9 protein-coding genes are annotated in these 13,191 nt (G+C 67.3%); all 9 read right to left on the reverse strand.

From position 1 onward, the window contains the following. Positions 1-193: 193 nt before the first annotated feature. The 9 genes from ACYOEI_RS26725 to ACYOEI_RS26765 all read right to left on the reverse strand — a co-directional run bounded on the left by ACYOEI_RS26725 (position 194) and on the right by ACYOEI_RS26765 (position 13,179). On the reverse strand, positions 194-586 hold the full coding sequence (locus tag ACYOEI_RS26725; RefSeq protein WP_462852698.1) for an IS5 family transposase: 393 nt from the start codon (positions 584-586) through the stop codon (positions 194-196). A gap of 97 nt (positions 587-683) precedes the next feature. Further along, complete coding sequence (locus tag ACYOEI_RS26730) at positions 684-4,862, reverse strand: tetratricopeptide repeat protein (RefSeq protein ID WP_462852699.1); 4,179 nt, start codon at positions 4,860-4,862, stop codon at positions 684-686. Between the two features lie 154 nt (positions 4,863-5,016). Further along, complete coding sequence (locus ACYOEI_RS26735; RefSeq protein WP_462852700.1) at positions 5,017-5,703, reverse strand: PEP-CTERM sorting domain-containing protein; 687 nt, start codon at positions 5,701-5,703, stop codon at positions 5,017-5,019. A 204-nt stretch (positions 5,704-5,907) separates the two neighbouring features. Then, positions 5,908-7,200 carry a nucleotide sugar dehydrogenase gene (locus tag ACYOEI_RS26740; protein WP_462852799.1) on the reverse strand — a complete coding sequence of 431 codons (1,293 nt, stop codon included), beginning with the start codon at positions 7,198-7,200 and terminating at the stop codon, positions 5,908-5,910. A gap of 125 nt (positions 7,201-7,325) precedes the next feature. Then, entirely contained in the window at positions 7,326-8,489 is a 1,164-nt protein-coding gene (locus ACYOEI_RS26745; RefSeq protein WP_462852701.1) for a hypothetical protein, read from the reverse strand. Next, positions 8,486-9,679, reverse strand: coding sequence for a glycosyltransferase family 2 protein (locus tag ACYOEI_RS26750; protein WP_462852702.1), 1,194 nt, complete (start codon positions 9,677-9,679; stop codon positions 8,486-8,488). The genes ACYOEI_RS26745 and ACYOEI_RS26750 overlap by 4 nt, the downstream gene beginning before the upstream one ends. A 217-nt stretch (positions 9,680-9,896) precedes the next feature. Continuing rightward, positions 9,897-11,384: a hypothetical protein gene (locus ACYOEI_RS26755; protein ID WP_462852703.1), complete on the reverse strand. Its 1,488-nt coding sequence runs from the start codon at positions 11,382-11,384 to the stop codon at positions 9,897-9,899. Positions 11,385-11,398: 14 nt separating this feature from the next. Next, the gene (locus ACYOEI_RS26760; protein WP_462852704.1) at positions 11,399-11,965 is read right to left on the reverse strand and encodes a serine O-acetyltransferase; all 567 of its coding nucleotides are present in this window, start codon (positions 11,963-11,965) and stop codon (positions 11,399-11,401) included. Next, a complete protein-coding gene (locus ACYOEI_RS26765; protein ID WP_462852705.1) occupies positions 11,953-13,179 on the reverse strand; it encodes a glycosyltransferase in 1,227 nt (408 codons plus the stop codon). The genes ACYOEI_RS26760 and ACYOEI_RS26765 overlap by 13 nt, the downstream gene beginning before the upstream one ends. Positions 13,180-13,191: the final 12 nt, after the last annotated feature.

The following is a 13,191-nucleotide window of genomic DNA, read 5'->3' on the forward strand; positions in this document are numbered from 1 at the left end:
AGTCACGATCGTCGTGGCCGGTGTGGCGCCGTTCCGCTTTGAGTCCCGGCGGTTGTCGTAAGCACTGTCGGCGCATGAAAAAACCCGGCGGTTGCCGGGTTTTCGCACGAGCTGAGGATGTCGGCCGTATGGACCCTCCAGGACAGCTTGTGCCAATGAGATGTGAAAGTTAACGTTGTCAGGGGGCCTTGGGTCAGTGTGTTAATGAATTGATCGGTGTCAACTCATGCCGGCTCGCCTCGTTATCCTCGGCCTTCCGGGCATTCTTGGCTTGGGAGGGATGCGGGTGGGCCTGGACAAGTGTGTTGTCGAGGATCGTCCGCTTGAGGTCCGGGTCGCGTAGCGCCTCGATGACTGGCGGCCACACGCCCTTCTTGGCCCAGCGATCGAATCGCTTCCAGACCGAGCCCCAAAGTCCGAACCGCTCGGGCAGGTCGCGCCAAGGGGCGCGAGTCTTGGCGATCCAGAGCACGGCATTGATGAACAGGCGATTGTCCTTGGCCGTTACGCCAGGGTCGCCGTGCTGCCCGGGGAGCATGGCCTTGATCCGTTCCCAGTCCTCGTCGTTTATCTCGTGGCGACGCATCGAGTTCACCTCGGAGGAAGAATCCCGGTGAGTTATTTGCCAATCCCGCTCGAGGCCCGCGTGACGTGTCCGCAGGGCCTCAACTCGCGTGTCAGGCTTAAGATTTCGTCGAGGCCGACTCGCTTTCCTGGACCTCTCGGGCCAGATGGTCCAGCAAGACGCGCTCGGCGGGCAGGAGCGAATGCGGATCGAGGCCCAGTTCGTTCGCCTTGCTCAGTGAGCGACGGGCGTCGTCCATCCGCTTCGCACGAATCTGGGCCCGGGCCAGGTGGAAATAGCGGGAGGGCGTCGTGCGGATCGCGAGTGACGACTCGAGGTCGCTGATGGCCTGATCCACTCGTCCCGATTCCAGGAGGGCGATGGCCCTGGTGTCGAGCAGTTCGGGGGGGAAGCCGACCTGCTGGGAGGCTCGGCCGATGAGCGCCAACGCCTCCTCGACGTTCCCGCCGTGGATGGCGACGTGCCAGGCGAGGTTGTTCAGGGTGACGGCGTTCTTGGGGTCGAGCTCGAGGGCGCGTCGGTAGAGGGACTCGGCCTCCTTGGGATGGCCGCACGCGTCGTTGAGCATGGCGGAACGGACCAGGAGTGGCGTGGAAGTCGGGGTTTTCGCAATGGCCTTGGAGACCTGGTCGACTGCGAGACGGCCCTCGCGATCGCCCGAGGACTTCGCGGTCATCACATGGAGGCAGACGGCGGCGACCGCTTCGGGCTTGCAGACGCCCCAAAGGCGGGCACAGATGTCGAGGGCTTCTGAGGGCCGATCGCGCCTGACCAGGAAGCTCGCGAGCAGGAGGCTGTCTTCCGGACGGGTCGGATGGGCGGCCAGGTCGCGCAGGAGGGCTTCGGCCTCCGCAAATCGGCCCCAGGACTCCAGGACCTCCGCGACTCGGGCCAGCGAGGCGCCCGGGCCTCGTGACAGGGCCAGCAATCGGGTCGTCGCCTCGTCGACCTTCTTGTCGGCGGCGAGGAGTCGTGCCCGCAGTTCTCCGGTTCGATAGGACTTCGGTTCGACCTCTTCGAGGACTGCGAGGGGCGCGCGGGCGGCGTCGGGCTCGCCCCGTTGGAGGCGTGCCTCAATCAGTGAGATGAGGGCGACCGGGTCTTTCGGGCGGTCGCGGACCAACCGCTGGAGCCCGGCGAGGGACGCGTTCCAATCCCCCCCGGAGGCGCGAAGCCTCGCGGCGATGACGCGTTCGTCCGGCGACAGGACGCGGAACCTCTCGAGGTCGTCGAAGGCACGAATGGCTTCGCTTATCGAGTCCGGCTGCGAGGCCAAGCCGATCGCTCGGAGGCGGTAGTCCTCGACCGTTCCGCCGTGTTCGAGATTCTGGGCGATCAAGCCGAGGGCCTCACGGCGGGATCGATAATCCGGGGTGGCGATTAATGTGGCTGCCAGCGCCCGACGGGCCCTCGTGAGCAATGCGCCCTTGCCCTCCAACGATGTGGCGGCGTGGCGGAGGATGGGCTGTGCCTCGGGGAAGCGGCTCCTCCGCACGAGGAATTCCCCGAATGCGATGGCGGGTTCGCCGACGTCGGCGCCTGAGCCGGCGGCCAGCGCCTGTCGGTGGCGCTTTTCGGCGCGGTCGTACTCGGCGATGGCTTCGTCGCAGAGGGCGAGCACGGGGTAGGCGATCCCGGGTTGGAGTGCCGCTTCAGCCTCGCGAAGGGCACGTTCCGCGTCGACCTTGCGGCCGGCGCGGGCGAGGTAGCGGACCAGGGCGAGCCGCGCCTCAGCACTGTCTCCCGACCGCTCGACGGCCCTTCGGAGCATCGTTTCGGCCTGGCTGGCTTCCCCGGAACGTTCGAGGAATTCCCCGAGCCAGACGAATTCGGCAGGGCCGGCAGCCGGGTCGGCGACCACTCGGCGGGCCGACTCCTTGGCACGCGTGAGATTCCCTTCGCGGAGCGCCAATTCCGCCGAGGCTCGCGCGACGGACCCTGCTTCGACCCGACCATCCGAGGCCAGTCTCAGAATGTCCCTCGAATCATTGAGACGTCCTGCTTCGAGCAAGCGTTCGGCAAGCCTACCCACGAGCGTTGGGGAGCGCTCGCCGAGGTCGAAGGCTCGTCGGTACGCCTCGATAGCCCGGTCGCGTTCACCCAGTTGCTCGGCGATTTCCCCTTCGAGCATGGCGGCCCTCGGCCAGGTCGGCCGACGTGCCACGATCTCGGCGACCCGCGTGCGGGCCGCACTCAGATCTGTCGCGCCGGTTCGGTCGGTGCGAGCTCGGGCCAGATCAAGGCTGGCTTCCGCGAATCGCCAGTGGGTGCCCTCGGGGCCTTCGGCGCGGCGCAAGGCCTCGACGCTGCGAGCGGCGGCGGCCCGATCGCCCGCGCTCATCGCGAGGTCGAAGAGTCGGGCCTCCGCGTCGGGATCGCTGGGCTTGCGACCGGCAAGGCGAGCCCAAAGCTGCCGGGCGCCATCGAGGTCTCCGAGTCGCTGGTGAACTTCGGCGAGCTGGCCGAGGACCTGGTCCTGGTCCGAGTCCGAATAGGTCTCGAGGCCCTCCGAAAGACGGTTCAGCTCCGTCTTTGCATTGGCGCCTCCGACGCGTCCCAGACAATCCGCCTTGGCCAGGCGAAGGCTGACGAGATCGCCGAACCTCGAGCGGGCTTCGTCAAGGATCTGAAGGGCGGCGGACGGGCCGGCCGCCTTTTCGCTCAGGGCGGCGCGGCAGAGCCAGGGTTCGAGGCGGTCGGGGTGCTCGGCGGATACCCGATTTAGGCAAGCATTCGCGGCGTCGATCTTCCCCTGCTCGGCATAAATCTCGGCACGCATCAAGGCCCAACCGAGCGAGTGGGGCATCGCCTTCTCCACGCGGCTCAACGCCTTCTCGGCTTCCGACCACTGGCGTTTCGGCTGTGGGAGTGCTCGGTTACGATCGATCCACAGTCGGGTGAGCTGGAGCCCGGCTTCCGGCCACTCGGCGAGGAGTGCGCGTAGTTCGGCGAGGGCTTCGTCGACCCGGCCCATCTGCGTGAGGGCGGCGGCGTGTCCCGAGATGGCCGCCCGGTTGCGGGGCTCGAGCGCGAGGACTCGCCGGCAGGCCGCGAGCCGCAACTCCGGCTGGCCGAGCTTGTCGTAACATTCGGACAGGCGGAGGTTCGTCTCGACGGCGAGCTTCGGCCGAGCTTCCGCGACGACCGCTTCCAATGTGGGTAAGGTCTTTTCCAGAGTATCGGCGGCCTCACGCCAACGGCCGGTCGCGCTCGCGATCCGTGCGACGAGGAGGTCCAGAGGTGGGGTCGGGAATTCTTCGTGGCGTAGTCGCGCGATCTCTTTTTTCGCTTCGTCGAGTCGACCGAGTTGGACGAGCGTGTCGGACCGAGCTAACCGCAATTCGGGGTCGTCGGGAAGGGCCTCCAGGCCGCGGCGGAGCGTGTCGAGAGCGGCATCACCTCGGCCCGTTCTCAACTCCAGCCCAGCCATGCGGCGGTACATGCGCGAGTCGCTGGGAAATCTGGAGATCCCGCGTTCGAGCAATGCCCGGGCTTGCTCCGGGGCAGGGGCCGTGCCGGCCGAGGCGAGGATCACGTCGGCCTCATCGGGGGCGAGCTTGGCGGCCTGGACCACGTCCTCGACGGCCTGCGTGGGGTTTGATCGTTCGTCCATCTCGGCGCGTGTCAGATAGGCGCGGAATGACTTCGGGTTGGCCGCGACCATGGCGTTGACGACCTGTTCGGCCTTCGCGGGGTCGTTGAGCCGGTCGCGCAGCAACAAGGCGAGCCGGCGATAGGGCTCGACCTTCGACGGGGTGTGCGTTATGGCGAGTTCGTAGAGTTTCGCCGCTTCGGGGTAGCGGGCCGCCTCTTCCTCGCATCGGCCGAGCTGCCCCTCGAGTTCACCATCCGTTGGCGTCTCCTCGAGCAGGATGCGGAGTTGGGGTTCCGCCTGGGCGTACCGGTGAAGGTCGGGTTCCATCGCCAATCGGACCAGGCGTCGGCGGATCGCGGTACGGTTCGGGTCGCGTCGGAGTATTTGTTCGAACCCCGCCAGGAGTTTTTCCCGCTCCGCCAGCGAATGGGCGGAACGCTCGAGGATCGACACGAGTCGGACGAGTGCGTCGACGTCGGCGGGCCTGAGGGCCAGGTAGTGGTTCAGGGCCAATAACGCCTCCCGGTCGCGCCCGGCGGCCTCATCGGCGGTGGCCCTGACGATCAGATGGCCGGCGGTTCGCCGGACCTGGTAACGATGCCAGGTGTGGATGGCACCCCCGCTGACGGTAACCACGAGAACGAGGGCCGCCAGCACTTTCCCGTTCAGTCGGCGCTTCATGAGCGGTCTGCCTCCCAACCCTGCGCCCGACGCGACACGGGTCGACTGGGGCCTGCGGGGATCATCAAAGGAACAAAAACCGGGCGTGTCCCGTGAGGAACACACCCGTCGGTGAGAAACACCAAGGGATATCGAGCTTGCGACGGCATGCCGGTTAGGCGATGACGACTTGGCGGGTCCGGCGTCGACCCCACAAGGTGCCACCGACCAAAGCAACGCCGGCCAAGGCCAGCGTCCCCGGCTCGGGGGCAGGGCTCGTGGTGATGTCGCCGGAGAGGACGATCGTGCTCGTGAACGCGCCCGGAGGCGTTGCGTTCGCTCGGAACTGAATGTTGAACGCACCCGCGAAGGGGACAGTCGCCCCCCCGGCCAGCCCGTAGTAGGCGGCCAGATCGGGATCCACGATGTTCAGGAAGGCCGACCCGGCGATCTTGGCCGTGCCGCCGACCGAGATCACCGTGGCGGACAGGAACGAACCGGTCATGAGGGCCGTCACGCCAGGAGGGCCGAAGCCGTCGTCCCCCATGATCGTGATATTCCCGCCTGACCCGAAGTTCCAGATTCCTCCGGAGGCTCCCGTGAAGTTACCGGTGGTGAACGACAGGACGCCGCTCGTGAGGAGCGTTAGCACCTGGTCGTGCAGTGGCGTGTCGAGTCCGACCACGTTGTCGACCTGGATTCCCGTACCGACGAGGGGAGTGGCCCCGCCGGCGAAGGAGATCTTGGCGGGCGGGGATGGGGTCGGGGTGACCACGCCGAAGTCGAGGATCGGTTCGGCATGGGCGATCTGCCCCGCCGTCAAGGCGATGCCGATCGCCAAACTGAGAAGGAGCTTGTTCATTGTCCGCATCTCCGAGGGCCGCTTGGCTCACTGGAACCCCGCCGCGGCGGCCTGTCGCCACGGGGTTGCCTTCGCCCGGCGGGCGAGGCATCGTTTGGTTGACTTGCCCATGACTCGCCGCTTCGTTCGAAGCGGGACGGGCTCTCGAACATCCTTTGCGCCTCCTCTCGTAACGAGGCCGCGCCGGTCGGAGACCCTCGCGGGTCAGGCCGTTACAACCCGCTCGCGGCAGGCGGACACTCCCCTCGTGGCGCCGCGAGTATCGACCACCAATTGGGAATGTTCGACGATCCATGGCCAGTTGTAGGCCGAGTGGTCGGTGACGATGATCACGCAGTCCTGCGCGGCCAGGAACTCCGGGGTGAGGTCCGAACTGGAGAGGCGGAGGTGCGGGTGGCGCCGCATGTTCGGGAGGATGGGGATGTGCGGGTCGTTGTAAGAGACGACCGCGCCGAGGCTGCGGAGGCTATGCAACAACTCGAAGCCCGGGGACTCGCGGGGATCGTCGATATCTCGCTTGTACGCCATGCCCAGCAGGGTGATGGCGCTCCCCTTGACGGGCTTGCCCCGTTCGTTGAGGGCCTCCGCCGTCCGGTCGAGGACGTGGGCCGGCATGGCGGTGTTGATCTCGCCCGCAAGCTCGATGAACCGGGTGTGTGCCCCGAATTTCCGGGCTATCCAGGTGAGGTAGAAGGGGTCGACCGGGATGCAATGGCCACCCAGACCTGGGCCCGGGTAGAACGGCTGGAACCCGAACGGTTTGGTCTTGGCGGCGTCGATCACCTCCCAGACATCGATACCCATCCGGCCGAAGATGATCTTCATTTCGTTGATCATCGCGATGTTCACGGCGCGATAGGTGTTCTCCAGGATCTTGCACGCCTCGGCCACTTCGCAGGAGGAGACCGGGACGACCTTCTCCATCGCCTCTTTGTAAAGGGCGAGGGCGATCTCCTGGCTCGGCGCGTCGCACCCTCCCACGACCTTGGGGATGCTCGGGCCGGTGTGATTGGGGTTCCCGGGATCCTCTCGTTCGGGGCTGAACGCGAGGAAGAAGTCTTTGCCCGAGCGCAGCCCGGACGCCTCCAGGATCGGTCGGACCACATCACGCGTCGTGCCGGGGTAGGTGGTGCTCTCCAGCACCACAATCTGGCCGGGGCGGAGTTGTTCGGCGATGTCCACGGCCGAGTCGATCACGAAGGTCAGGTCGGGCTCGCGGGCCTCCGTCAGGGGGGTGGGGACGCAGATGAGGATCGCGTCAGGTTCGTCGAGTCGGGAGAAGTGGTCCGTCGCTTCGAACCCTTGCCGGCTCATTTCCCCGATCGTCTCGTCGGGGACCGACGCGATGTAGCTGCGCCCCTCGCGGAGTTTGTGGACCTTGGCCGCGTCGAGGTCGAACCCCAGCACGCGGAATCCGGCTCGGGAGAAGGTCCGGGCCAGCGGGAGTCCGACGTAGCCGAGGCCGATTACGCCGACTATCGCCTCTCGAAGGGACATCTTCTCCAACGCCCCTTGGCGGATCGACCGGGCCTTCGCCCCGTCGGGAAACTCGTCGGTGAGCCTCAGGCTCGCGGTACCATTACGTCCGATCACGGTGCCTCCTCCGGGCAGGGTGAGATCGTTCATTTGGAGATTGAGAGGTTTGGGGGGCGAGTGGTTAGGGGAAATCGGGATGAGTCGAAGGGCAGGAGGCGGAAGTCCCTCGCGTCGTCGACCGAACCCGACCATCCGGACGCGGCGGCGATTGCAAGGTTGTACATCTCCCGTGCGGTTACGTAGTGGTAGCGAAACGCCGTATCGTGTGCGGCCCGGCGCGCCAGGGCCTCGTGGAACTCGACCTGGGTCTCGCCGAGCAGCGTCGCGGCGTTGGACTCCGGAGCGCCGTGGGTGTAGAGCTTCACGAAGAACCAATCCGGTCGGGCCGCTACCTGGACCCGGGCCCGTAGCCAGGCGTCGAGGCGGTCGATCCGGGCCGGCTGGTTCGCCTGGATACAGCCGTTTTCCAGGCGAGGGAGCAGGCCGAGCTTGCGTCGACGCCAGTCGAGCACGAGCGGGCCTTGGATCAAGAGGAGCGACCGCTCAGGCGCCGGGCCGAGCCCGATGGGGACGCCACGATCGTGAGACTTCGGCCGATCGGGGTCGTCCTGCGCGTAGTACACCTGATTGATCGTGCGCGTCTGCGTGAGGCTTGGCGCCGAGGGGAGGGTGAAGTCCGCGTAGCAACCTGTCTCGCGGAGCACGTCCAACTCGTCGTTCACGCCGCACCAGCGCCCGTCCGGCCGCGAGTTGTCCAACGCCCAGTTCCCGTGGATGAAGCCGTAACGCAACTCGCCCGACGAACGCTCCACGGAGAGGAGTTGGTGGCGGGAGGCCAGCGTTTCGGCGTGGTTCACGAGGCGTCGGCGAAGGACGCTCGATGTGTCGCAGTCGTGATGGAGGTGGACCTCGACTTCTCCGAAGCCAGCTCGGCAGAGTTCGGCGAGTCCGTCGAGGTGCTCGGGGTCGTATTCCTCCAGGGGGTGAAAGAAGGTGTGCTGTGGGGCCCGGCCGTCACTGTCGGCCATCGAGCCGAACTGCCGAGGGTACTCCTCGACCCAGCGCTGCACCCGGGAGCGGGCACGGGCCACGGAGGCTCCCCCCGCCTTCGGTTCGTAGTGGTCGGCCAGGCAGAGCAGCAGGTGGACGGGCTCACCCGCACGGGGCAGACCGCGACGTCCGGCCGAGGCGAGGTACGACGGCAGCCAGCGGCTCATGCCTCGGAGGGTGGAGACTTGAGGGAGCTTCATCGCGAAGCACCTCCCGCACCGCCGAGACGGTCGGTCCGCGACCACGTGCCCGAGTGCCTACCAAGCACCCAACGGACGAACCCGATCAGGAGAGCCGCATTCATCCCGGTGAACATCGATGCGAGCCGGAACGGCCGGAGGATCCGGGGACCGGCCGGCGCGAGGGCCATCGCCAGGGCGAGGGCGTAGAAGGCCGCCTGCAGGACGATTGCCTCCCGATAGGGGGATTCATGCCGCAAGGCGAGAGACGTTGCCAGCATGCCGAGCAGCAGGAACGGGCAGGCCCAGCGGAGAACCTTGTGCGAAGCGAACGCCAGCGCGACCCAACCCCGACGAGGGTCGAGCAAGGGCCAGAGCAGCCCGAGGCTCTGGAAGTCGCCCGTGCCGATCCGGCATCGACGACGGAACTCCGAGCCGATCCGGGGAGGCGTTTCCTCGAAGGCTCGGGCCTCCTCGTCGTAAATCAACACGAGGCCCGTGCGGAGGTGCGAGACCAGGGGGATGACGAAGTCGTCGACGATCGTCCCGTCGGGGATGGGGACGAAGGCGTCGCGTCGAATCGCGTAGATGGCCCCGTTGGCGCCGAGCAGAGCGCCGAGTCTCGCCTCGGATCGCTTGAGGCTGTTCTCATATTTCCAGTAGAGTCCGTCGACGTTCCGCCCGGTCTCCGGGTCCCTGAGGTGGAGCCTGCCGCAGACGACCCCGATCCGTTCGTCGCCGAACCAACGCGCCATCTGCCGAGCGGCGTCCGGCGCGAAATGCGTGTTGGCGTCCGAGAGGATGACCACGTCCGCGTCGATCCCCGCCATCGTTCGATTCAGGACGGCCGCCTTGCCGCGGCGGGTCGGGTCGTGGATCAGGCGGACGCCGTGGTCGGCGAAGCGGCCGACGATCTCGGGCGTAAGGTCGGTACTCGCGTCCGAGGCCACCACGATCTGGAGGCGGTCCTTCGGGTAGTCCAACTCCAGGGCGTTGCGGAGGCGGTCCTGGATGACGTCCTCCTCGTTATGAGCCGCGATGACCAGGGCGAGTCTTGGCAAGTCACCGTCCGAGACCCGTCGGACCGTCGGCGACCGGCCGAAGCACCGGGACAGCGCGCCGATCAGCACCGGATAACCCAGGTAGGCGTATGCGATACCCCCCGAGCAGGCCCAAAACGTGCCTTCGATTAATCCCGGCGCGATCGGCATGTCGGCTCCTTAATCGACGGCGATTCTCTCGAGTAATTTTGCGATGCTTGTTGATATGGCCGCCGCAGATGCGGTCGGCGGCCCGGTCGCAGGAGGCGCGAGCGACCTCACTCCCAGTGTCTTGACCCCCAGCAGGAGGCTGAACGCAGGGCGAAACAGGATGGGAGGAGGGCGCCCTTCGGGGACACTCATCCCCGGGTGAGATGTCTATCTATCCTCATGTCGAGGCGGCGGCCGTCGCCGGTCGCGTCGTCGGCGCCACGGTCGTCGACGTGGGCGTGAATGCCTCGCGCAGGACCCGGCCCGACATCGTCGGCGGCACGGGGAGGCCCAGCAGATGAAGCATCGTCGGTGCGAGATCCAGATTGGAACACTCTTCGATCACCGCTCCGGGTCGGATGCCCGGCCCGCGCATCAGGAGCATCCCGGCCCGGTCGTGGACCCCCTCTTTGGGCGTCGGGTCTTGGGACGCGCACAGTTCCCCGAAGGCGAACTTCCGACCGTCCGGGATCGGGAAGACGCAGGGCGTCTCGGGTCCGACTGCCTTCTGAATTTTCTGGACGACGTTGAAGTTGATCGTGTCGCCGACGACCTCGAGGGCGAAGAGGCGGGTCTCCGGGTCGCCGGCCCAGGCACGCCCGAGGACTTCCACGGCGCGGGCCCGCCGCTCCGGATCCGGGATCCGCAAGTTCCACTGCGGGGCCATCATCGAGAGGGCCGTGGCGTGTCCGACGAGGCCGCAGAGCTCGAGGATGACTCCGATGTCACGCAGGCGCAGGACCCTCCGGCCTTCGGCGAATTCCGGGGCGTCGTAGGGCTGCTGGCCGAGCCCCGAGGCCACCATGACGACCGTCTCGGGCCCGGCCAACCTCCAGAGTCGGCGGAGCAACTCGTCGGAGACGCGATAGCCGTGCTCGACGGCCGGTCCGTATTTGCGCACCTCTTCGGAGGACGGTTTGACCCGGAACGGTGCGGGATCCATCGCCCGCCAGTAACGGTGCATGTAGTGGGCGGCATGGTTGGAGTGGAACGTCGCGAAGTCGGGCCGGTGGCGTCGGTATTGCGATTCGAAGACGTCGAGGTTCACGAGCGGCTGGATCGAAACCTTCTCCCACGCCCGATGGGGCTGCATCCGCGATCGGATGAGGAAGCTGGCGATCCGGGCAACCGTCGACGGTTTCAGGCCGAGCGGGAAGAGTTTCAGGAGTTGGGAGGCCGTGCGGCCTCGGCCCACCGCCCGGGCGGTGGGGGAATGGCCGCGGGTCTGCGAGAGGTTCAAGTCCTGCAACGGGGTCAAGGACTCGGGGTGGGTCTCGGGACCTGGCGAGAAGGTCGAGGGGACCCAGAAGCCGCGGGCATCGCGCCGAGGCGGCCAGCTCATGATCGTGCCGAAGACGCCGACCGAACGTCCGGCGTCGACGGCGAGGTCGGCCACGCGAGGGCCGGTCACGGTCTCGGGCGGTTGTTCGAGGAAGCGCACGCCGTGCTCGCTTTGGGGCCGTCCGGTATGGATCGTGGTCCAGGAGATCCAGGGGTCGAGGTCAGGCGCCACCTCGGCCGCGAGCGGCGTACCCCGGGCGCCCCCGGCCGCGAAGGCCGCGAACGTCGGGAGAGCCCCGCGTGCGATCAGCGGGTCCACCAGCCTCCAGGTGATCTCGTTGAATTCCGCCAGCAGGACCTTCCGCGGCCAATTCGCGACTCGCATCACGACCCTTCCCTTCAATGGAACCGAGGACTTGTGTGGGACCCGTCGCGGCGGGCGGCCCCGGCGTTCTGGGGGATGACCCGGGCCGGAACCCCGACGGCGGTGGCACCCGGGGGGATGTCGCACACGACCACGGCGTTCGCCCCGACCTTCGCCCCGTCGCCGACGGTCACGTCTCCGATGACCTTGGCACCCGCCCCCAGGAACACGTCCGAGCCTAGCCGGGGCGACAGGCCCCGCTCCGCCCCGACCGTGACCTGGTGCTCGATCGTTACGTCGGACCCGCCCCGGACGGCGCCGTTGATCACGATGCCGCCCGAGTGGACGAGCACGAGCCCGGGACCGAAATCGGCCCCTCGGCCGATCACGCACCCGCAGGCGATGACGTTGAGTTTGTTGAAGATCCACTCCAGAGGCACGAGCCGTCGTCGCCTCGACCACTGCATCAGCCGGTACGCGATCATCGCGCCCGAGCCGTCGGAGAGGAGGGCTTTCAGCCGGTCCGCCGGGCGGTCGGCCCCATAGCACCACGTCGCCTTGCGGCGCAGGTCCGATTGGATCAGGGCGATCAGGCCGGGCATCGTCGGGCCCTCGCCCCTTCCACGCAGCCGAGCGCCGCGAGGTGGCCACGGATCTCGTCCAGCCGTGCCGCCCAGCTCTCGTGCGCGATCGCGTCGCTCCGCTCAGGCCGAGGCCCCCGCCCTTCCGCCAGGGCCGCTTCGATCTCGCGGATGAAGTCGTCGTCGTCGTGGGCGATCCGGCAGAGGCCCACGGCCTCGACTTCGGGGATCGCCGTGGAGACGACGGGCAGGCCCGCCGCGAGGTATTCGCGGACCTTCAGCGGGTTGGCGTGGAGCGTCAGCGTGTTTAGGCGGAATGGCATGAGCGCCACGTCGAACCCTTTGGCGTAGGCGGGCAAGTCGGCATAAGGGACGCGGCCGAGCATGTGAACGTTCGGGCGAGCCGTGAGCGCCCCCACGTCGGTCGTCGCCCGGCCCAGGACGACCACCGAGCCGCCCGGATATCGGTCGGCCACCCTCGCCATCAAGTCGACATCGACCCAGTCGGCGACGAGCCCGAAGAATCCCAGGATCGGCCTGGGCAGGTTCGCTATGGACTCGGGAACTCGTGTCTCCGAGTCGAGGGCCTTGCGGAAGTGGTCGTGGTCCACCCCGTGCCTGACCAGAAGGGGGCGACGACCGTCGCGAGTCTTGGTGTCCACGAGCGAGTCGGCCGAGACCATGACCAGGTCGGCTCGGGCGAGGAGGTCGTCCTCGAGCGAGCCGAGGGCCTTGGGGTCGACGCCCGAGAAGGCCGTGTATTCGTCGACGCAGTGATAGATCAAGATATCTTCGTCGAGTGCACCCGCGATGACCGAGGCCGCGGGGTTGAAGACCCAGTTGATCACATTTTGGAACCTCAGCTTGCGCATCGCCCGCACGACCTGGGAGCGGAGCAGCCGTCGGTTCAAGGCGCGGACCGCCGGTCGACCGTAGGACGGGATGGACAGCGGGCTGAGGACGAAGAGGTTCGGCTCCACCTCGCGGATCGGGCTCGCCGCCTGGGCGAGTTTGTGGAACGCACGGCCGACGTCGGCTCGCGAGGCGGTCGGGGCCCGGTAGCCGATCGAGTTGACCCAGAGAACGCGGTTCTCCCGGGCCAGCAGCCTCATGAGATGGGTCTTCGACAACGGGTCGCCGTTCCAATCGTGGCTGAAGCAGACCACGTCTCGGCCGCGGAGGGGGTCGTCGTTTTCCAGCCCGGGTCGTTGGGCCAGTGTTGGCGTATTGATCATGGGAGGGCGTCC

It is taken from the genome of Singulisphaera rosea, from assembly GCF_054877945.1.

Bases quoted from the DNA above. Each gene is read 5' to 3' on its own strand.
- ACYOEI_RS26765 (WP_462852705.1), bottom strand. From the start codon at position 13,179: ATGATCAATACGCCAACACTGGCCCAACGACCCGGGCTGGAAAACGAC.
- ACYOEI_RS26730 (WP_462852699.1), bottom strand. From the start codon at position 4,862: ATGAAGCGCCGACTGAACGGGAAAGTGCTGGCGGCCCTCGTTCTCGTG.
- ACYOEI_RS26755 (WP_462852703.1), bottom strand. From the start codon at position 11,384: ATGCGAGTCGCGAATTGGCCGCGGAAGGTCCTGCTGGCGGAATTCAAC.
- ACYOEI_RS26745 (WP_462852701.1), bottom strand. From the start codon at position 8,489: ATGAAGCTCCCTCAAGTCTCCACCCTCCGAGGCATGAGCCGCTGGCTG.
- ACYOEI_RS26750 (WP_462852702.1), bottom strand. From the start codon at position 9,679: ATGCCGATCGCGCCGGGATTAATCGAAGGCACGTTTTGGGCCTGCTCG.
- ACYOEI_RS26760 (WP_462852704.1), bottom strand. From the start codon at position 11,965: ATGCCCGGCCTGATCGCCCTGATCCAATCGGACCTGCGCCGCAAGGCG.
- ACYOEI_RS26740 (WP_462852799.1), bottom strand. From the start codon at position 7,200: ATGTCCCTTCGAGAGGCGATAGTCGGCGTAATCGGCCTCGGCTACGTC.
- ACYOEI_RS26735 (WP_462852700.1), bottom strand. From the start codon at position 5,703: ATGAACAAGCTCCTTCTCAGTTTGGCGATCGGCATCGCCTTGACGGCG.
- ACYOEI_RS26725 (WP_462852698.1), bottom strand. From the start codon at position 586: ATGCGTCGCCACGAGATAAACGACGAGGACTGGGAACGGATCAAGGCC.